Annotated in this window: 17 protein-coding genes; 9 read left to right on the top strand and 8 right to left on the bottom strand. The window is 40.2% G+C overall.

What is annotated here, in order from left to right; genetic code table 11:
* Positions 1–100: 100 nt before the first annotated feature.
* A complete protein-coding gene (locus tag V6259_RS12085) occupies positions 101–1,447 on the bottom strand; it encodes a sigma-54 interaction domain-containing protein (protein ID WP_341584707.1) in 1,347 nt (448 codons plus the stop codon).
* Between the two features lie 208 nt (positions 1,448–1,655).
* Here V6259_RS12085 and V6259_RS12080 point away from each other — a divergent pair, with 208 nt between their 5' ends.
* From V6259_RS12080 to V6259_RS12055, 6 genes are all read left to right on the top strand, one after another.
* Positions 1,656–2,534 (top strand): MBL fold metallo-hydrolase, encoded by an 879-nt coding sequence (locus V6259_RS12080; protein ID WP_341584706.1) that lies wholly within the window; start codon positions 1,656–1,658, stop codon positions 2,532–2,534.
* 59 nt (positions 2,535–2,593) lie between these two features.
* Positions 2,594–4,171 carry a beta-lactamase hydrolase domain-containing protein gene (locus V6259_RS12075; RefSeq protein ID WP_341584705.1) on the top strand — a complete coding sequence of 526 codons (1,578 nt, stop codon included), beginning with the start codon at positions 2,594–2,596 and terminating at the stop codon, positions 4,169–4,171.
* A 13-nt stretch (positions 4,172–4,184) separates the two neighbouring features.
* On the top strand, positions 4,185–5,390 hold the full coding sequence (locus V6259_RS12070) for a SulP family inorganic anion transporter (RefSeq protein WP_341584704.1): 1,206 nt from the start codon (positions 4,185–4,187) through the stop codon (positions 5,388–5,390).
* Between the two features lie 53 nt (positions 5,391–5,443).
* Entirely contained in the window at positions 5,444–5,893 is a 450-nt protein-coding gene (locus V6259_RS12065; protein WP_341584703.1) for a sodium-independent anion transporter, read from the top strand.
* A gap of 182 nt (positions 5,894–6,075) precedes the next feature.
* Positions 6,076–6,738 carry a helix-turn-helix domain-containing protein gene (locus V6259_RS12060; protein WP_341584702.1) on the top strand — a complete coding sequence of 221 codons (663 nt, stop codon included), beginning with the start codon at positions 6,076–6,078 and terminating at the stop codon, positions 6,736–6,738.
* A 167-nt stretch (positions 6,739–6,905) separates the two neighbouring features.
* Positions 6,906–7,808: a LysR family transcriptional regulator gene (locus tag V6259_RS12055; RefSeq protein ID WP_341584701.1), complete on the top strand. Its 903-nt coding sequence runs from the start codon at positions 6,906–6,908 to the stop codon at positions 7,806–7,808.
* A 185-nt stretch (positions 7,809–7,993) separates the two neighbouring features.
* On the opposite strand, the gene V6259_RS12050 is transcribed toward V6259_RS12055, so the two are convergent.
* From V6259_RS12050 to V6259_RS12035, 4 genes are all read right to left on the bottom strand, one after another.
* Positions 7,994–9,568: an L-lactate permease gene (locus V6259_RS12050; protein ID WP_341584700.1), complete on the bottom strand. Its 1,575-nt coding sequence runs from the start codon at positions 9,566–9,568 to the stop codon at positions 7,994–7,996.
* Between the two features lie 524 nt (positions 9,569–10,092).
* Positions 10,093–11,382 carry a TRAP transporter large permease gene (locus V6259_RS12045; protein WP_341584699.1) on the bottom strand — a complete coding sequence of 430 codons (1,290 nt, stop codon included), beginning with the start codon at positions 11,380–11,382 and terminating at the stop codon, positions 10,093–10,095.
* 35 nt (positions 11,383–11,417) lie between these two features.
* Positions 11,418–11,939: a TRAP transporter small permease gene (locus V6259_RS12040; RefSeq protein WP_133013442.1), complete on the bottom strand. Its 522-nt coding sequence runs from the start codon at positions 11,937–11,939 to the stop codon at positions 11,418–11,420.
* Between the two features lie 56 nt (positions 11,940–11,995).
* Positions 11,996–13,003, bottom strand: a complete 1,008-nt coding sequence (locus tag V6259_RS12035) for a TRAP transporter substrate-binding protein (protein WP_133013441.1) — start codon at positions 13,001–13,003, stop codon at positions 11,996–11,998.
* Between the two features lie 295 nt (positions 13,004–13,298).
* Here V6259_RS12035 and V6259_RS12030 point away from each other — a divergent pair, with 295 nt between their 5' ends.
* The 3 genes from V6259_RS12030 to V6259_RS12020 all read left to right on the top strand — a co-directional run bounded on the left by V6259_RS12030 (position 13,299) and on the right by V6259_RS12020 (position 17,523).
* The gene (locus V6259_RS12030; RefSeq protein WP_341584698.1) at positions 13,299–14,969 is read left to right on the top strand and encodes a sensor histidine kinase; all 1,671 of its coding nucleotides are present in this window, start codon (positions 13,299–13,301) and stop codon (positions 14,967–14,969) included.
* A 20-nt stretch (positions 14,970–14,989) separates the two neighbouring features.
* Positions 14,990–15,724, top strand: coding sequence for a two-component system response regulator BtsR (gene btsR / locus V6259_RS12025; RefSeq protein WP_341584697.1), 735 nt, complete (start codon positions 14,990–14,992; stop codon positions 15,722–15,724).
* 308 nt (positions 15,725–16,032) lie between these two features.
* Positions 16,033–17,523: a carbon starvation CstA family protein gene (locus V6259_RS12020; protein WP_341584696.1), complete on the top strand. Its 1,491-nt coding sequence runs from the start codon at positions 16,033–16,035 to the stop codon at positions 17,521–17,523.
* A 139-nt stretch (positions 17,524–17,662) separates the two neighbouring features.
* On the opposite strand, the gene V6259_RS12015 is transcribed toward V6259_RS12020, so the two are convergent.
* The 3 genes from V6259_RS12015 to V6259_RS12005 are packed head-to-tail and all read right to left on the bottom strand — an operon-like array spanning position 17,663 to position 20,696.
* Entirely contained in the window at positions 17,663–18,409 is a 747-nt protein-coding gene (locus V6259_RS12015) for an ABC transporter ATP-binding protein (protein WP_341584695.1), read from the bottom strand.
* Positions 18,409–19,521 carry a FecCD family ABC transporter permease gene (locus V6259_RS12010; protein ID WP_341584694.1) on the bottom strand — a complete coding sequence of 371 codons (1,113 nt, stop codon included), beginning with the start codon at positions 19,519–19,521 and terminating at the stop codon, positions 18,409–18,411. Before V6259_RS12010 ends, V6259_RS12015 begins: the two co-directional genes overlap by 1 nt.
* On the bottom strand, positions 19,521–20,696 hold the full coding sequence (locus V6259_RS12005) for an ABC transporter substrate-binding protein (RefSeq protein WP_341584693.1): 1,176 nt from the start codon (positions 20,694–20,696) through the stop codon (positions 19,521–19,523). Before V6259_RS12005 ends, V6259_RS12010 begins: the two co-directional genes overlap by 1 nt.
* Positions 20,697–20,961: the final 265 nt, after the last annotated feature.

The following is a 20,961-nucleotide window of genomic DNA, read 5'->3' as shown; positions in this document are numbered from 1 at the left end:
TAGGTAGTTAACGGTAAGTGTTTCTGCTTGATCTATAAACATTAGAGCTATCTAATGTTAATTTCAATCACTGTTTTACTATTTGTCTCATTAGTAATTACTATGATAATTCAAGCTTTCGATATAACGAGCGTAGGCTGATGTTGGCGATGCTCGCTACTTTTTCTTTATCATTATTATGAAATGACATGAGGTCTGATAAATAGCGTTTCTCTGCTGTTTTTAAGTCGACCCATTCACGGGCAGCGTTTGACTCTGATTCAGGTACTAGAAAAATAGTTTCTTGTTGGTCAGATTCCTTATCGATCTCTAAACATTCTTCAATTGTACTGCGTTCGATCACATTAGTGTCAGTCAGGATAATGGCACGATTAAGGATGTTTCTAAGCTCACGAATATTGCCCGGGAAGTCATATTGCTTTAAGGTTTGTAACGCAGAGTCAGTAAGATGGTACTCTTTTCGTTCGCTGATGCGCTTCAGTAAGGTGGTGATTAACAAGGATAGATCATCTCGGCGTTCGCGTAATGAAGGCACATAGATAGGGAAGACGTTAATTCGATAATAGAGATCTTTACGAAACTCTCCTTTGTTAACCATGTTCATTAGGTTTTTGTTGGTCGCGCATATTAAGCGAAAATTAGTGTGCTTGACGGTCGATGATCCAACTGGACGAAAGGAGCCTGTCTCGATAAGGCGCAATAGTTTTACTTGCATAGAAAGGGGGACATCACCAATTTCATCTAGAAATAAAGTACCGCCATTCGCCAACTCTACTAATCCTGTACGATTAAAGTTTGCTCCTGTAAAAGCCCCTTTGACATGACCAAACAATTCGCTTTCAAACAACGAATCAGTAAGGCCTGAACATTCTAGTGTCACTAATGCGTTGTTGGCTCTTTGGCTTCCTTGGTGAGCAGCATTGGCCACGAGTTCCTTACCGCTGCCTGACTCACCGAGTAAGAGAATAGAAGCATTACTTTGGCTGACACGAGTGATTTTTTCGAGCATTTGATTAAACTTTTTACTCGACCCCACTAGTGTACTACTCATGTTCTCAGCGCTTGCCACTGAGACTGTGCGCAACAATTCGACAAAGAAAAGAAGTTCTCCGTGATTGTCATGAATCGGCAGCATTTCTACATCCACATGCTCTTTGCCTCTTGGTGTCTGATGAATATGAAGCACACGCTCTCTATGTCCCGTTTGCAACACAGCGGATAAAGGACAGTCTTCGCCTGCTTCATCGCAGGGAACGCTATAGCCATGAGAGACCTCAAAACATCGAGATTGCTTCTGTAATGGCACCTCGCCAAATTCTTGCCGATAATGTTTGTTGATGGCGAGAATGTGATAATCAACAGACACTAAAATAGCAGGACAGTCGTACCCTTCAAGCATATTGGCGAGCGTTTCATAAGTCGGTGCGTCAGAAGAAATGATGTTCATAGTGATTGCCATATTTGTCAAAATATAAAGTCAAATATGACAATTAAAACCATTTCAGTCAAATCTAATTTGAAATCTATTATTTTAAATCTATATAAATCAGCGCCTTATGAGTATTTTTTGGAATGGCACGCTTTCTGCTATATCTAAAGTATAAAGCCGCTAAGCGGTTTCGACTGATCAACAGATTGAAATAGAGGTACAAGTTATGATTGATGCTGTGATGACGCCTAATGTGGCAGCTTTTTTTGATAAACCCACGAATACGTTTTCTTATGTTGTTAAGGATCCGAGTTCATCAAGTTGTGCAATTGTAGACAGTGTTTTAGATTTTGATTATTCCTCAGGTAGTACTGGCTATAAAGGGGCAGACGAGATCGTAGAATACGTTCTTTCTCATCAGTTAACCGTCGAATGGCTAATTGAAACCCATGTACATGCTGACCATCTTTCAGCCGCTCCGTACCTTCAAGAAAAGTTAGGTGGGAAAATTGGTATTGGTGAACAGATTACTATCGTGCAAGACACTTTTGGTACGGTTTTCAATGAAGGGGCGGATTTTAAACACGATGGGTCTCAGTTTGATTATTTATTTCATGATGGCGAACACTATAAAGTTGGTTCAATGTCATGTACTGCAATGCATACACCAGGACATACGCCAGCTTGTTTTACCCACACTCTAGGTGATGCGGTATTTGTTGGTGACACTTTATTCATGCCTGATGCCGGTACGGCTCGCGCTGATTTTCCGGGTGGTGATGCTGGAACCTTGTTCGATTCTATTCAAAAAATATTAGCGTTGCCGGAGGATTATCGTATTTTTATGTGCCATGACTATTGCCCTAATGGTCGAGAGTTAGAGTATCAATCAACGGTTAAAGCGCAGCGTGAAGAAAACATTCATGTGAAAAAAGACATCAGTAAATCGGTATTTGTTGATTTGCGTGAAACGCGAGACAAGACACTCGATATGCCACGTTTAATCTTACCTTCTTTACAGGTAAATATGCGAGCAGGTCACATGCCTGAGCCAGAGGCCAATGGCTTGGCCTACTTAAAAATCCCTTTGAATGCGTTTAAATAAGATAGCGGTATTGTTCGTAAAGGCCGCAGCAATCAAATAAAAATATCGGGAGAATAACCATGCTACGTAAACAAATAACAGGCAAATACTCAGTTTCTGGGCAGATTAGCTTAGACGATGTGAATACCTTGGCAGAGTCTGGCATTACATTGATTATATCGAATCGACCAGATAATGAAGAAGAAGGGCAGTTGGCTTTTGCTGACATTGCGGCAGCGGCGAAAGAAAAGAATATTAAGGCGGTGCATATACCTTTTTCTGCTGGACAGATGCAATCGTCTGATATTGAAGCGTTTAAAGAAGCCACGAAAGGTAGTGAGAATATTCATGCTTTCTGCCGTACAGGCAAGCGAGCCTCTTTAATTTGGGAAGCGGCTAATGAGTCTTCTCAAAAAGCAAAAGTGAATAGTGTTCACTTCGACGTTGTTATTGTGGGTGCTGGTACGGCAGGGATATCAACCGCAGCGAGTCTATTGAAGCGTAAACCGAATGTGACTATTTGCTTAATCGACCCAGCATCGGATCACTTTTATCAGCCGGGATGGACGTTAGTCGGTGGTGGTGTGTTTAGTGCTGAGAAAACGCGAAGAAACATGGCAGATGTTATCCCTAAAGGTGTTAAGTGGATAAAAGAGGCGGTGGATACTTTTCAGCCAAGTGACAATAAAGTGACGCTTGGAAACGGACAAGAAGTAACGTATCAATTTTTGGTGGTTGCTGCGGGCATTAAATTAAATTGGGATGCGGTGGAAGGCTTGTCTGAAACATTAGGCCGAAATGGTGTTACGTCGAATTATCGCTATGATTTAGCCCCTTATACGTGGGAGCTAGCCCAGAAACTTAACACTGGGAAAGCAATATTCACACAACCTCCTATGCCTATTAAGTGTGCTGGTGCACCACAAAAAGCGATGTATTTATCGTGTGATCATTGGTTCAAACAAGAGACACTTAGTAATATTGACATCTCATTTTACAATGCAGGTGGTGTGTTGTTTGGTGTTTCTGAGTATGTTCCAGCACTTGAAAGCTACATTAAAAAATATCAAATTGGCACACATTTTAGCCATAACTTAGTCAAAGTCGATGGCCCAAATAAACGCGCGTATTTCGAAACGAAAGATGGAAATGATCAAGCTGTCATAGTAGAAGCTGAGTTTGATATGCTGCACGTTTGCCCGTCACAAACCGCACCAGATTTCATTCGTAATAGTCCTTTAGTAGATGCTGCTGGCTGGGTTGATGTGGACAAAGAAACGTTACAGCACACCTCTTTTTCCAATATTTGGTCGTTAGGTGATGTTGCCAATAGTCCTAATGCGAAAACAATGGCAGCTGTTCGTAAACAGGCCCCAGTGGTTGCGCAAAATATTTCAGACAGTATTGAAAAACGTCAAATTAATGCGATTTACGATGGTTACGGCTCATGCCCATTAACGGTAGAAGTTGGGAAGATTGTATTGGCTGAATTTGCTTACGGTGGGGTCGTTATGCCAACGTTTCCAAAGTGGATTAATGATGGTTCTAAGGCCACGCGCTTAGCCTGGATCTTAAAAAAAGATATCTTACCTCCATTTTATTGGCATGGCATGTTAAAGGGTCATGAGTGGTTCGTTAAACCAAAAATGCGTAAATAGTGAGAGCTCAAGCATGATATTTGAACGCGTATTCCCAGCATTATCTTGGTTAAAAAACTATAACAAGGTGCAATTTGGCCAAGATGCCACGGCTGCATTTATTGTTACTATGTTACTGATACCACAGTCCTTAGCGTATGCAATGTTGGCTGGAGTGCCGCCAGAAGTGGGTTTGTATTCAAGTATTTTGCCGTTAGTTCTTTATGCCATATTTGGTACGAGTACCTCTTTGTCGGTAGGCCCTGTAGCGGTTGCTTCTTTAATGACGGCAACCGCATTAGCGGCAATTGCAGAACAGGGCACGACAAGTTATTTAACTGGAGCCATCACACTCGCTTTATTATCAGGGGCTATGCTGGTGGTTATGGGAGTTATGAAGCTTGGTATGATTACTAATCTTCTTTCTCACTCTGTTATTTCAGGCTTTATATCAGCATCCGGTATTATTATCGCCTTGAGCCAGCTTAAGCATATTTTTGGCATTCAATCACATGGTGATAATGTCGTTACACAATTGCTTAGTATGATTAAGAATATCGGGCAATTTAATCTGATGACGTTTGTAGTGGGCGCTTCGGTTGTCTTATTTTTATTGTTAGCTCGCCGTTATGCAAAACGCTTTTTTATCATGTTAAAAGTGCCTGAAACCTATGCGTCTTCCTTAGCAAAAACAGCGCCTATTCTGGGTGTCTTATCCAGTTTAGGTCTTGTGTATGCCTTTGATTTACAAGCTTATGGTGTCAATATTACCGGCAATATACCGGCTGGATTGCCGCATTTGAGTTTGACTTTTCCTTCACTTGAATTAGTTAAGACATTGGCATTGCCGGCATTAATGATTTCAGTGATAGGTTATGTAGAATCCATTTCAGTGGGTAAAACTTTAGGCGCAAAACGCGGCGAAAAAGTGCAACCAAACCAAGAATTAATTGGTTTAGGGGCTGCGAATATCGCTTCCGGCATTTCTGGCGGTTTTCCAGTAACTGGTGGCTTTTCTCGTTCAGTTGTGAATTTTGATGCGGGGGCGGTTACTCAGCTAGCCGGTATAATGACGGCTCTCGGTATTATGATAGCCTCTGTTGTTTTGACTCCCGTACTTTTTTTCTTACCTAAAGCAACGCTGGCAGCCACTATTATTGTGGCGGTGACTACACTGATTGATTTTTCAATTTTGAAAAAACTTGGTTTTTTTCGCGCAGTGATTTTTATGCGGTATTAGCGACTATTATCATCACACTATTATTAGGGGTAGAAGTAGGCGTTGCCTCTGGCGTGGGCTTGTCTATCTTATTGCACTTGTCGCGCACCTCTAAACCTCATGTTGCTGAAGTTGGTTTGATTGAAGGAACAGAGCATTTTCGTAATGTAAAACGTTATAATGTTAAAATATCCCCAAATTTGCTTTGTTTACGTCCTGATGAAAGTTTGTTTTTTGTTAATGCTGCTTTTCTGGAAGACTTTATACTCGACTGTATTAATAAACGCCAAGACATTACCAATGTGGTTATTCAGTGTAGTGCTGTCAATGAAATTGATTTCAGTGCTTTAGAAATGCTTGAATCGCTGAATAATCAATTAAGCGCATTGCATATTACACTTTCATTGTCTGAAGTTAAGGGGCCGGTCATGGATCGATTAGAGCTAAGCGGCTTTTTGCAACACTTGAGTGGGAAAGTGTATCTATCTCAATATAAGGCATTTAAGATATTGTCTGAGATGTAATCGTTATTTTCTGTTTAGATTTTATACATAATAGGTTGTTTATCTCGACCTTAGTTAGCGTTGAAAGGTTTAAATTATAGATACTTATATGTCAAATTCTATTCGTCAGGTTAGTGATAAATAGTCCTCTTTTCAGTGCCAGATCTGTCAAATGAGCCAGCCTGTTTTGCTCTTCAGTTTCATTGGCCAATGAGCATTCTATTTGTTTAGGAGATGTAATAGAAAAAACGTTGGTTCTTGGCAAGGGTGAATTTGTTTGTCGACAAGGTCAAGCGTTTGACTCTGTATATGTGCTGCAAACGGGTAGTGTTAAAACATTCAATATGAATGACCTTGGGAAAGAGCATATCACGGGATTTTACCACGCGAATGATATCGTGGGCTTTAGTGGTATTGATTCTGGTTATTACCATATTTCTGCCAAAACGTTGGAAACAACGACTATCTGTAAAGTTTCATTTCATAAACTGGAAAAGTTATCGACAGAAATACCCTATTTAAAACATCAAATTTTCAAAATAATGAGCCAACAAATAGTTAATAATCAAAGAATGCTAGCATTACTTGGAAGTGGATCTGATATAAAAGTGGCTTCATTTTTACTTAGCTTGTCTGCTCGATTTAATAGAGAAGATTCACCGTCTGATTTTTTTAGGCTAACCATGTCTCGTAATGATATTGGTGGTTATCTGGGGATGACCGTAGAAACGGTCAGCCGAGCATTCACTAAGTTTCAGAATGAAAATATCATCAAAATAAAAGGAAAAGACATTTCGATCATAGATTTTCCTGCAATGAATAGTCTAATCGATGATATAAAATCCACTTCTTTGGTTAAGGCGTGATTACTGTCTTGCCTTGTCTTGATATGATGAGTGGTCACATTCAAGACCCAGGTCATACTAGTGCCAGTTCGTATTTCTGTATGCGCTGATTATGTTATTCTAGACCGTAAATCATTCAATAATCCCTCTGTAACATCCAAATAACCGACCCAAACCTGAGACTCAGCATGCCTGCTATAGACGATTTAATTCTATTCACTCAAGTCATTGAGCACAGTTCATTTAGTAAAGTGGCTGACCTAAATAGCATCACAAAATCCGTAGTGAGTAAGCGCATCAGTAAATTAGAAAAAGAACTTGGTGTTCAGCTGCTCTATCGAACTACTCGCAAATTGTCTCTGACAGAAGCGGGAGAAGTACTATACCGTCGTGCAAAAACCTTAAATCAGGTAGCACAGTCTGCCTTTGATGCTATTGCGGGTTATAGTGAATCGATGTCGGGTCATATTCGTATTTCTGTACCGACGATTTCAGGTGAATTAGTGTTAGCAGAGGTTATTTCGGATTTTTGTAACCGCCACCCAGGATTGACTGTTGATATGTCGATGGAAAACGATTTTGTCGATCTTGTTGCTGACAATTATGATTTAGTTATTCGGACGGGTTACTTAGAAGATTCTAGTCTCATAGCAAGGCATCTTACCAATTCTCGTTGGGTTATTTGTGCTTCACCTGCTTACTTGGAACGCAACGGTATTCCGCAGACACCTACGGCCTTAGCCCGTCATAACTGTTTGGGATATACATACCAAAGTACTGGGACATTCGATTGGCAATTCACTCGTGATAATCAAGTATATACTCACAAAGTCTCTGGTAATTTTGCATCGGACAATGCCGGTGCTTTAAAAAAAGCAGCGCTTGCTGGTAATGGCATTGCCTATCTTCCATCTTGTTTTGTTTACGATGAATTTCATAAAAACGAACTCACCGAAATATTAGCGGATCATGTTGGTAAAGTTGTTGGAATCTATGCGGTGTATCCGTATACCCGAACACCCTCGAAGCGTATACATGCTCTGATTGAACATATTAGAGAAGGGTACGTACAGATGAAGGACATGTTTTAGGCATTACGTTAATTCTGACGTTAGCGCTATGTCGTTAGAACGATGTAGTTAGAACGATACAGTTAAAAAACCTTATAAAAACCATACAAGCTTTAAATTGTGTAGCGCCTGAAACGAAGAAAGCCTTTGCTAGTGAGCAAAGGCTTTCTTGATTGAGCCTGTGTGACTATGACCAGTATGTCACCTTATAGAAAGACACTGACCACAGCGGCAATTAACCCATAAATTACCATAGGTATTACCGTCTTTTTCATGATGTAGCCTTCTTTATGGCTGATGCCCAGTATGGTCGATACCGCAATGATATTATTCAAACAAACCATGTTGCCCATTGCGCCGCCTACGGATTGCAACGACAGAATCAGGGTTTGCGACAAACCGACGCTCGTCGCAATACTTTGCTGAATACCACCAAAGGTTAAATTGGAGACCGTGGCTGAGCCTGAGAAGAAAGCGCCCAACGCGCCAAGGAAGGAAGCAAAATAAGTCCATTTATCACCTGTGATGGCTGCAAATGAATTCCCAATGACGAGCACTGGAGAATCAGTTGTTCCTAGCATCATAAATTTCACCATCACTAGGGCGCCCATTAGCGAAACAGTAGGTAACATGATACGGCGACGGCAATCAGAAAAGGCTTCAAAAACGTGTTCTTTTGACATACGAAGAACAGGGATCGAAATGAGTACCACGATAAGAAAAGGGATCAACGCGGGAACATAAAGGGTTTTATATGCCCATGAAACGTCCGTGCCAAAAATATGAGTAAAGGAAATGGCTAAGGAATCACTCACACTAACTTGAGTGTTGCCAATACTGCCATTTACCCAAGGTGTCATATCCGTGATTATTTGCTTTAGGCCTAATTGTTTGATTCGAGTAATGATTAAAATACCGACCAATAAAATCATAGGACTGATCGCAATGGCTAAGGCTTTACCACTTACACCTTTATGTTTCTCTGTGTGGCGAGTTTCTTTAGACAAGCCAATGTGATGTCGAGCAAGAAAGACGCTGATGGCCAAACCGATGACACCACCGAGTAAAGCAGGAAATTCATAGTTCCATTGAGCAATCAGTAAATAAGGTAGAGTACACGACAAAATACTCAGCATGATAAATACAATATTACGACTTATATCTTGCCAACTGACGACAAATCGCAAAGCCAGAACAGGAATAAAAAGAGCCACAATGGTCTGAATAAGTGCTGTGCATTGGGAAATGCTCAAGATATCAGTATTGTCTAAATTTAAAGGCGCAAAACCAAACCAAGTTGGTGTACCAACGGCCCCAAAAGAAACGGGAATCGAGTCCATTACCAAGGTGAGCAAGATCACTTTTATTGGATTGAACCCTAAACCGACCAAAATAGGCGCCGCAATGGCCGCAGGTGTGCCAAACCCTGAAGCTCCTTCAATCATAAAAACAAAAGCCCAACCGATAATCATGAGTTGCGCGACAGCATTGGTACTTATGCTTTCTAACCAATGGCGAACGGTTTTTTCAGCACCGGAAAGCACCATTACTCGATTTAAGAGTATGGCGCCAGCGATGATAGAAATAGGCGTTAATGTTGATAAAATCCCTGACATGGTATTGGCTAAAAGAAGCACATTATCCGCATGGAAATAAAATACTTGGAAGATACCGATTAAAAGGGCGGTGGCCGGCAAAGCGATGTAAGAAGGAATGGGACGTTTTTTTGTCATTGCGTAGATTAATAAAACAATAGGTAATATGGATACCAATAAATCCATTGAAAATTCTCCACTGAACGCCCTTAAGGGCATTATCTTATTATTGTTTGCTGCATATTAGCGGCAATGGGCAGCCGCCAATTATAGGGAGAGAGAAAGTAAAGACTATCTAGTACTTTGAGAGGATCTATTTTTAAAAACTGACATTTTTTAATTTATTCATCGACAAGATATTTTTTTCATTAAAAATCAATAGTTTGTGTTTATTTTTAACTGTCAGTGTTTCGTCATTGACTAACTTTTGGAAACGATGAGTTTGTATTTTCGACACAATGATGTGAAAAATTAACCTCGATAGACTTAAAAACAGGCTCTATCTCAATACATTAATTCAAAGATAGCATGGTATTTATAGGTCATGGTTGTAAATATTGGCTAATGGTGGAGATGTTTTTTCTACTTAGTGCTTTTGTACGCTGCCAAAAGTCTCTATAAATACGATGTATTTGTATTTACAGAGACACTTTCATTGTTGTTTTAACTCGCGAATTGTGTCAGGTTTTATTCGAGCAATACAGCCTAAACTATTGGGGTATCATGTTGGGTAGCCATAATGATATTTCAGGGAAGACCATGATCAATACGAGTCCAAGGATCCCCATTAATGCGTATGGGAAGGCACCTACGAGAACATCTTTAATAGTAAAATCTTCACATATTGCTTTCACTACAAATAGGTTCATACCCACTGGAGGCGTGACAGCACCAATTTCCATGTTGATAACTAAGATAACCCCAAACCAAATTAAGTCGATATTAAGCGCTTGTAGAGCAGGTAATAAAATAGGCACGGTTACCAAAATAGCGGCCGCGGCATCCATAAACATACCGAGTACTAAATAAAGAATATTGACCAAAATAAGGAATTGCCAAGCCGACATATGAAGGCTGTCCATCCATTGGGCTACATCCTGTGGCACTTGTAATAGGGATAAGGTATTACCAAAAACCGACGCACCAGCGATGAGCATTAGAATCATCGCACTGGTTCCAACACTTGACATTGTTGCTTGTTTAAAGTGACTCCACGTCATGGTGCGTTTGAAAAAAACAGTAAGAATAAATGCATATACAACACCTACTCCAGCAGCTTCTGTTGGTGTAAACCAACCTGCATAAATTCCACCTAACACGACTGGAATCATCATTAAGCTACCAATCATGTTTACAGTAATTGGTACGATTTCTTGAGGTTTTTCTTTCTCGTTTGTATCTGTATTATGGTTACGCATGGCGTATATTGAGTAAATAATGAAAAGCATCATTAACATCAATCCAGGTATCACACCGGCCAAAAATAGTTTATTTACGGAAGTATTCGTTACGAGTGAATAAAGAATAAAAGAGATACTTGGAGGGATTAAAATTCCTAAGGTGCCTGATACGGCAACACATCCAGCGCTTAAACGTTTAGGGTAGCCGCGTTCACGCATTTCAGGAATGCTTATAGAGCCAATAGTTGCCGCAGTTGCCGTAGATGACCCAGAAATAGCAGCAAAGATAGCACTAGCAATAGTCGCGGCAATGGCAAGTCCTCCAGGGAGCTTTCCTACAATACGTTGAGCAAAGTTAAAAAGGTCTTTACCTGATCCACCTCTTAACATTAATTGACCCATGAAAATATAGAGGGGGATAGCAATGATGACGAATGAATTCAAATCGCTATAAGCTGTTTGGGTAAGGGCATTTATTCCTGGCCCAATACCAATGGTTATCATATACCCAAGCATGCCACTGATAAGAAGTGAAATGGCAATGGGTATTCCCAGCACGAGCAAAATTGCCAACGTGGCAATCGTTAATATAAAGACCATAAATTATCCGGAAATGTGTTGTTAAAAAGAAGATATCAATTAGATGGTTGGGATATATCACTTAAAAATGCATGTAATTCTGCAATTGCCCAAGCACCAGTTCCGATAGGAATAGATATCTTTGCAATCCACACAGGCCATTGAACAACATCAAGTGTAACTTCTTGCATTTGAAAACTCCCCATAGCCTCGGAAAATGCCGATACAGTCATAAAAACTAAAAAGCTAAAAATAACGACAAATCGTAAAAAGATTAACAGGCGTGCTTTGCCTACTAGGTTTTCTAATGACACGCCAGCTGTGACATGTTGCCGATTAACTGCGGCTGTTACTGCTCCAGTAAAGGCGAGCCAAATTAGACAAAACATATCGAGATCGTAGGTCCAAGCATTATCAATTTTGCAGAGACGTAGACCAATACCTAAAATAATGGATACAGTAAGTGTTACTAGTGAAAATGCAGCAATAATACCTATTGCTTTGGTTATGAAGCCGGTAAGGTACTGACACCCCGTGATCAAATGATCGCGGGGTGTCGAAAGGTGAATTTGTGACATTTCATTCCTTATGAATTAATGAAATCAAGGCAGATCTTTGACAGAGAGGGCGTTATTTATGATGACTTAATGTCGTCTAAAAGCATTTTTCCGGTAGCCCCTGTTTCTTTTAAATAGTTTTTACGAGCGAGTGCCCCAGCTGATTCTTTCCATGGAATCAATTGATCATTAGTTAGTGTAGTGACTTGATTACCCGCTTTTTTCAGTAACTGAATATCATGTTTATACTCCGTTTCAATGTCAGTAACCGCTGATTTTTCTGATGCTTGTGCTGCTTTGCTAATGATATCTCGCTGATTTTGTGTCAGGCCTTTCCACCATTGGTAGTTAACTTGTACTGGGTAAACTAACGGTACGTAATGTATAGCGGTAGCATACTTACCCACTTCATACCATTTCCTAGAAACAATAGAAGACAATCCAGAAGTAGCACCGTCTAATGCGCCGCGCTGCATAGATGTATAAACTTCACTAGAGTCCATAGCGACAGGAGTAGCACCTTCACTTTGTAAGAAAAGAGCGGATAACTTTCCTTCAGAGCGCATTCTTAAATTAGTTAGATCGTTAGGTTTAATGATGGGGTGTTTATTATTTAAATAGGATTTGGCATACCCATAAAATCCCCACGCGATGACATGGACTCCATGTTTTTCTAAAATGTTATTTACGTCACTCCCCAGCTTTCCGTGTAAGTCCGTTAACAGTGTATTTGCATCAGGAACAAGAAAAGGAATTGTGTCCCATTCTAATGCAGGGTCATATTTAGACCACCAGTGCATGGCATTGACTCCCATATTGGCAGTATTGTTGACTAAGCCATTAGCAATATTGGATGCTTTAAGCAAAGAGCCTGAAGGGTAAGTAAGTACGTTAATACTACCATGGCTCATTTTTTTAATATTTTCAGATATTAATTGAGCTTGATCAGCTGTCGCTGTGTGGGGAGGCATATACCAAGCAAATCTAACTGTTAAATCAGAAGCTTGAGCGCTTGAAGTGGTAAAAGCTAAGGCGGCCGTTACTGTAAGTGCCGATACAAGGCTCAAAGAGGTCGTTTTTCTCATATTATATCTCCGGTAAAATTATTTTTATAATTAACCATTCTTTCTTTGTATCAAGAATCAGTAAAGATACAATATACATCATAAAAGTTACAAAAAAACACATATAGAAAGCATGTAAATAGTAAATCTTATGAGCACTTTGTCAGTATGTGTCATTGAAAGTGGATTATTTTGCTTCATTGAGTGCTTTAATATTTTCTAATAGAAATAGTGTCTTTTCATAGTGTCAGGGACATATCAAATATTGCGGTGATTGATTCATGTTACTTCTTAACTTCTTAAGAAATTCAAGCTTATGTACTTAATTCTATCTCTATTACAACAAATGAGTGTGTACTTGGTGTTGGCTTACATGCTCAGTAAGACGCCTATATTCTTGCCTTTGTTGAATATATCGTCACAGTTATCTCACAAGTTCAGTTGTTACGTATTGTTTTCATTGTTTTGCGTTATGGGGACTTACTTTGGATTAAGCATTAACGATGCGATTGCCAATACTCGTGCGATTGGTGCTGTGATGGGTGGATTACTTGGAGGGCCTATTGTTGGGTTTGCGGTTGGTTTAACGGGAGGGATTCATCGTTATAGTCTTGGTGGTTTTACTGATGTTGCTTGTGCGATTTCCACCACGGCAGAAGGCTTAATTGGTGGCTTATTACATTTGTATTTAGTCAAAAAAGATAAGTCGGCGTTGCTTTTTAACCCTTTGGTGGTTCTTGCCGTTACTTTTGTCGCTGAAGTCAGTCAGATGCTCATTATTGTCAGTGTTGCCAAGCCATTCGGTCATGCTTATACCTTAGTATCGGAAATTGCAGCACCAATGATTATTGCTAACTGTATTGGCGCGGCTTTATTTATTAGTATTTTACATGACAAAAAAACGATATATGAAAGGTATTCTGCAACGTTTTCACGGCGTGCCCTTACTATCGCAGAGCGCAGTGTGGGAATATGGAACACAGGTTTTGACGCGACTAATTCTGAAAAAGTGGCAAGGATCATCTATGAGGAAACAAATGTAGGTGCCGTAGCGATTACCGACAATGAAAAGATTTTGGCCTTTATCGGGATTGGAGATGACCACCATAAACCTAACACTCCAATTTCTTCTGGCAGTACGATTCAAGCGATGGAGCAGAATAGAATAATCTATTTAGGTGGGCGGGAAACTCCCTATCATTGCTCTATTTCTAACACTTGTAAGCTAGGATCGGCGCTTATTATTCCACTACGAGCTGGAAAGAAGGTGGTTGGTAGCATTAAATTATATGAGCCTAAGCGCAAGCTATTGTCTAATATCAACCGTTCTATGGGTGAGGGGATAGCACAATTATTGTCTAGTCAAATTCTATACGGTGATTTTCAGCAGCAACAGGCATTATTGACCCAAGCTGAAATTAAACTGTTACATGCCCAGGTGAATCCACATTTTTTATTCAATGCATTGAATACCATCAGCGCAGTGATTCGTCGTGATCCAGATAAAGCTCGAGAGTTGATTCAACATCTGTCCCATTTTTTTAGAAGTAATCTTAAACAAAATATAGATACCGTCGCTCTCAAGGACGAACTTGCTCACGTGAATGCTTATTTGACCATCGAGAAAGCTCGATTCACCGATAGGCTTGATGTAGAGATTAATATTGATGATGGATTGCTCGACAAATTATTGCCGAGTTTCACGCTGCAGCCACTCGTTGAAAATGCGATAAAGCATGGAGTGGCAAATAGGTTAGAAGGGGGGAAAGTACGTATTTATAGTGAGCAACATTCACTTGGCTATAAAGTAGTAGTGGAAGACAATGCAGGGAATTTTTCACCGCCAGCCGCAGACTATGAAGGTCTGGGTATGGAGATTGTAACGAAGCGTTTGATTAACTATTTTGGCGATATAGCCGAGTTGCAAATTGATTGCCGAAAAGGGGAGTTCACTCGAATGAGCTTTCTAATACCTAATAATAAATAGACATAAAGGTAAGGGTCGTTATGCTAACAGCAATCGTCATTGATGATGAGCAATTTGCTCGAGAAGAATTAACTGAACTACTGCAAGAAACACAAGAAATAGAGGTCGTTGCACAAGCAAGTAACGCTATCGAAGGGCTTAAGTTAATTTATGCTTTAAAACCCGATGTCGTGTTCTTAGACATACAAATGCCACAAGTTAGTGGTGTTGAGCTACTTGGGATGCTTGATCCTGACACCATGCCATATGTGATTTTTATTACCGCTTTTGATCAATATGCGATTCAGGCGTTCGAAGACAATGCCTTTGATTATTTACTCAAGCCGGTTGACCCCAAACGATTAAATAAAAGTATTCAGCGTTTATTAAAAACAAATCGGAGTCAAGAAACGCAGCATACTCAAGCTCAAATTGATTCATTTGCTTCGAAACAGCTACAGCAGGTTCCATGTGTCGGGCATCAACGAATAATGATCATACCTCTGCAAGAGATTGAAATGGCATTTAGTGACCTTTCTGGTGTTCATGTGCAAACGGCGCAACAAACCGCAAGCAGTCAGTTAACATTAAAAACGCTAGAAGAAAAAACTGATTTACTACGTTGTCATCGCCAATATTTGATTAATACCAAAGCCATCAAAGAGATTCGATTGTTAGATAACGGTTTAGCCGAGGTGACAACCAATAGCGGGAATATCGCGCCAGTAAGTCGGCGCTATTTAAAGTCACTTAAAGCGGTGCTAGGTTTCGTTTAAAAAGGGCATTTTTGTTTGCAACTTTGTATCACATCTACGAAATTGAATTAAATACTCTTAATATTTTCATCTTCAATTCCTGCCACGGAGGCTGACAAGATTTTGTTAGCCTTTTTTGATCCTGATTATGGGTGAAATCTAATCTAACAAGTCGGTTTTGAAAGCTCGTCAGAATCCACTTACTGCTTTGTGTCGCCGTTAAATTCGATATTTTACCACTTAAGAAAAGGTTACATGATTATTGTCTTGCGTGGATTTATTGTAACGCTGGAATTTATGAAACTATCTTGAATAGGATAAAAATAATTATGATGATGTTTCTGTTTTGTGTCGTCGCGCTAGTGGCGGGCTATTTTATCTATGGTGCCTTTGTAGAGAAGGTTTTTGGTATTAAAGAAAATCGAACCACTCCAGCTTATTCTAAGCAAGATGGGGTTGATTACGTACCAATGTCGAATAAGAAAGTTTACCTAGTGCAGCTTTTGAATATTGCTGGAGTCGGTCCCATTTTTGGTCCTATCATGGGGGCGCTCTACGGACCGGCTGCCATGCTATGGATTGTACTGGGTTCTATCTTTGCTGGGGCCGTACACGATTATTTTTCAGGTATGCTCTCAATACGCAATGGTGGCGCATCGGTGCCAACCATCACTGGCCGCTACTTAGGTAAGGGCGCTAAACACTTTATGAATGTGTTCGCCATCGTATTGCTACTGCTTGTTGGCGTGGTATTTGTATCGGCTCCTGCTAGTATGATCACGCATTTAGTCAATGAAAAAACAAGTGTAAATCTCTCCATGGGCACCATGGTTGCCATTATTTTTGCTTACTATGTGCTAGCAACAATTGTCCCAATCGATAAAATTATTGGCCGTCTATACCCATTCTTTGGGGCCTTATTAATTTTCATGTCTGTTGGTTTAATTGGTGCTATTGGTTTTTCTAGTGATCATACGCTGTTAGCAAATTATTCATTTAGTGACATGTTTACTAATATGAATCCACATCATTTACCTTTATGGCCAGCGCTATTCATCACCATTGCTTGTGGTGCTATTTCTGGTTTTCATGCGACTCAATCACCATTGATGGCTCGCTGTTTGGAAAATGAAAAAAATGGACGCTTTGTGTTTTTTGGCGCCATGATAGGTGAGGGTGTTATCGCGTTAATATGGTGTGCCATTGCCTTGTCCTTCTTTGGCACTATGGGATCATTAGGTGATGCCGTATCAAATGGTGGTCCAGGCAATGTGGTTTATACTTCATCGTTTGGCTTACTTGGTACCTTTGGTGGTGTTCTCGCCTTTTTAGGCGTTGTCATTTTACCGATTACTTCTGGTGATACCGCGTTCCGTTCAAGTCGCTTAATCTTAGCTGAATACTTCAATATGGAACAAAAAACGCTTAAAAGCCGTCTATTTATGGCGATGCCTTTGTTCATCGTAGGGGCAATATTAACGCAAGTGAATTTTGGTATTATTTGGCGCTATTTTGGTTTTGCAAATCAAGTGACGGCCGTAATGATGTTGTGGACGGCTTCAGCGTACTTGCTTCGCTTTAATAAGTTGCATTGGATTACGACGATCCCTGCGATGTTTATGACGACGGTATGCATTACTTTCATCTTAAACAGCAGTACGTTAGGTTTCGGTTTACCTATGCAGGTATCGACCATTATTGGTGTGGTCGCAATGCTCTTTATTACCGGTTATGTGATTAAAATATCCAAAGGTAAAGGTGATCCATTACTTGATCAGGCTGAGGAAGAGAAACTTAATTTGAAACCTAAAACCTTGTAAAAAAGAGTTTCAATAAAGAAAATCAAAAAAGCCAATTAAGGTGGTTCTTAATTGGCTTTTTTGTATTTTTCAATAATACATTGTGGCGTAGAGCAGGCTTTATCGATTAGTTTAAATCACGCGTTAATGTATTAATTCTTTATAAGCGAGCGGCGATCATGGGGTAGTCATCCAGTTGGATGATTTGTGAGTTGACGTTGAATATGTCCTGTATGAGCTGCTCATCAATGATTTTTCTTGGTTCCCCGTAGGCAAACAGTTTTCCGTTGTGTAAGGCCGCCACCTTGTGAGAATACTGAATGGCTAAGTTTAGGTCGTGCATGACCATGATGGCGCAGGCGTTATTGTGTTTTGTGTAGAATTTAACGAACTCTAGCAGCTTGAACTGGTTGTGCATGTCGAGGGCGGCGGTTGGTTCGTCTAATACGAGCACTTTTGGCGTGTTTATCACGGCTTGTGCCAGCCCAACCATCTGGCTTTCACCACCGGATAATTCAGTACAGACTTTATTTGCTAGAGCCATAATCCCAATACTTTTCAATAAAGTGAGTGCCTTCTCGGCGCTATTGGCTTTAGTGAACAGTGAATTTGAACCGATATGCATGGTGGTAATCAGCAGTTCAAGTACGGTGATGTTAGCGGATATACGGTGATCTTGTGGCAGATAACCGATGTCATCAAGTACCAGTGGTTTGCCTGCTAGTAGAACCGATTTATGGTCTAAGCGTATACGTTTAGTGATTTGCTTGAGCACGGTTGATTTACCAGCGCCATTTTTACCGATGAGCGACACCATTTCCCCAGGGTGAATGTCTGGAATACTCATATTGTCTAAAATTAGGTTTTTTCCAAAGGAGGCACAAAGTTTGTTTATTTTTAGTGTCATTAGAATTTTCCGCCCTTTTTGATGATCAAGAAGATAAAGAATGGAATACCCACCATCGACATCATAACGGTTAATGGCAATATGATCCCCGGCATAATTGATTTACTGGCGATGGAGGCGAATTCAAGTAATACGGCACCTAGTAAAAAAGAAGCGGGTAAGAAAAAGCGCTGATCTTCCCCTAAAACCATGCGAGCAATATGCGGAGCGACTAAACCGACAAAGCCGATAGCCCCGACAAAAGCGACGGACAGCGAGGTGATTAATGACACGAGTAACAGCGTTTTAATACGCAGGCGTTTAACGTTTATTCCCATAGATTCAGCACGCTCAAGACCGACTTTTAACGACGAAAGTTTCCACGCATCCTTCATCATTATGGCTAACACAATGGGTAACAAAATAGCGAGGATGATGATTTTGTCCCAGCTTCCTCGGTCAAGAGATCCCATTTGCCAAAAGACTAACGTTTGCAGCTGAGTTTCAGTCGCAATGTATTGCATCATGGTCAACATACCGTTGTAAGCAAACATGATAGCCACCCCAAACAACATTACGCCTTCAATAGAAATACGCTTAATTGAAGAAATACCAGCAATCATAAAAGTGGTTAACAAGCACATTACAAATGCCATTGCTGCCACTTGGTATTGCTGAGGAATAAAAGGAATGGCAACGATGTTTGTAATAACAAGTGACGCGCCAAATCCTGCCGCGGCAGAGACGCCAAAAGTGTAGGGATCAGCCAATGGATTGTTTAACGTTGTTTGCATCTGGGCGCCAGCAATGGCTAATGCGCCTCCGACAAAGGGCGCCATAAGGGACATCGGCATACGAATGTCCCAAACAATGGTTCGACTGGCGATATCACTAGAGGCGGGGTGAAAAATAGCACCAAGTACCTGAGTTAACGTGAGGCCATGAGAACCAATAAGAATGTCGGCAATAAGACCGATAATACTTAAGAGGAAAAATCCGAAAAGAGCCAGTTTTTTTCTCTTAATACGTAAGTGATGCCTTGTTAAAGCATGACTAAGCTCAGCATCGAGTGTCTTTTTTATAAACTCGTTTGTATGTTCTGAAACGTTGGGAGCGCAGCTCATATCACTCATTATTTCATGGCCTCAGTGTTATTTTGACCAAATATCCCTGTTGCTTTGCGATTTCCGAAACGTGAGTTCATTTCTTCAAAAGTGCGTTCTGGATCAAGGTTTTTAAATTCTTCAGGATGAATCCATTTAGCAAAGTATTCGATGGCGACTAGATTATAAGGGGAGTTATAAAAAGGCATGTAAATCGAATAAACATCATGATGCTGGTAAGCATTTACTGCTTTTAGCCATGGACGGTCCATTAAAGATTGAGTCGATTTTTTAATGGCGGCGTTATTGATTGGAGCGTAACCCAAGGGAATGCCCGCAGTGGCATTCCCTTCTTTATCAATCCATCCAGTCGTCTGCATTATGTATACATTCGGTTGCGCGACAATGACGCTCTCTGGTGACATTTGGCCAGAAACAGCCCCTTTTAAAGGTTTATCAGCAATATTGATAGCACCTAAGAAAGGGATATAAGCACCCATGTTGCCTGCTGAGAAAGTGCGACAACAGGATGTGTTATAGCCGGCAGCACGTTCAATGAATACTTTTTTGTGTTTTTCTGCTTCAGGAAGTGATGCAACAGTATTTGTGATTGCTTTGATATGTTGTTGATAATAATCAGCAAAGTGCTGACCTTGTTCTTTTCGACCTAAAGCGGTTGCTAAGCTGGTTACCGACTGTAGTGTATTTTTAATAGGATGTTCACGAAAATCTACGGCCAATACTTTAATGCCCGCTTTATCTAATTTTGCGATGAGACCTTTGTCTTCCGCTAATTTGATGTTCGATAGATCGACAACAAATAAATCTGGTTTGTTTGGCATGTCTATAAAGCGTTCAGCGTCAAACTCACCGGATTTAATTTTGCCTATTTTTAGGATGTTTTTAAGCTCGGGATAGTCTTTGATATAGCTAGCATACATGCTTGGTGCAGAGACACGCATATCATCTCGCCAAGCGACTAGGTGTTTTACCGCATCTTTTTGGTACATGATTTCAAGTAAAGGAAGTAGACGCCCTGTTGATAATGCGATTTTATCTGGCTGTTTATCAATAGTAATAGTGCGACCTGCCACATCTCTAACAGTAACGGGGAAGGTATCCGCTAGCACCGAGTAAGAGAAAAAGGCTAAAAAATTTAACACTATTATGTTAAGAAAAAAACGAGAGGGGATTCGTGTAGTCATGAGTGAATAACCTTGTAATGAATTGTTATCAATTCCACTAATGATAATGATTTTCAATTGTGTTATCAATGTAATTAATTGTAAGTTTTTTGAAGGTTTTGTTCATATTGTGGTAAAAAATTATGAGGTACATACCCTATATAGGTATGATATATTCCACTCTTTAAGAGCGTGGAGCGGTAAAGTCGTTCAGTGAGTCGTTTTATTGCGATATGGATGAATATTTGCGGCATTTTTGAACACACACCACCATAGAGAAAATAGG

This window comes from Marinomonas sp. TI.3.20 (genome assembly GCF_038155025.1).
In the GTDB taxonomy this organism is placed as follows: domain Bacteria; phylum Pseudomonadota; class Gammaproteobacteria; order Pseudomonadales; family Marinomonadaceae; genus Marinomonas; species Marinomonas flavescens.
The sequence above is the reverse complement of the archived record's forward strand: the minus strand, read 5'-3'. Positions and strand labels throughout refer to the sequence as shown.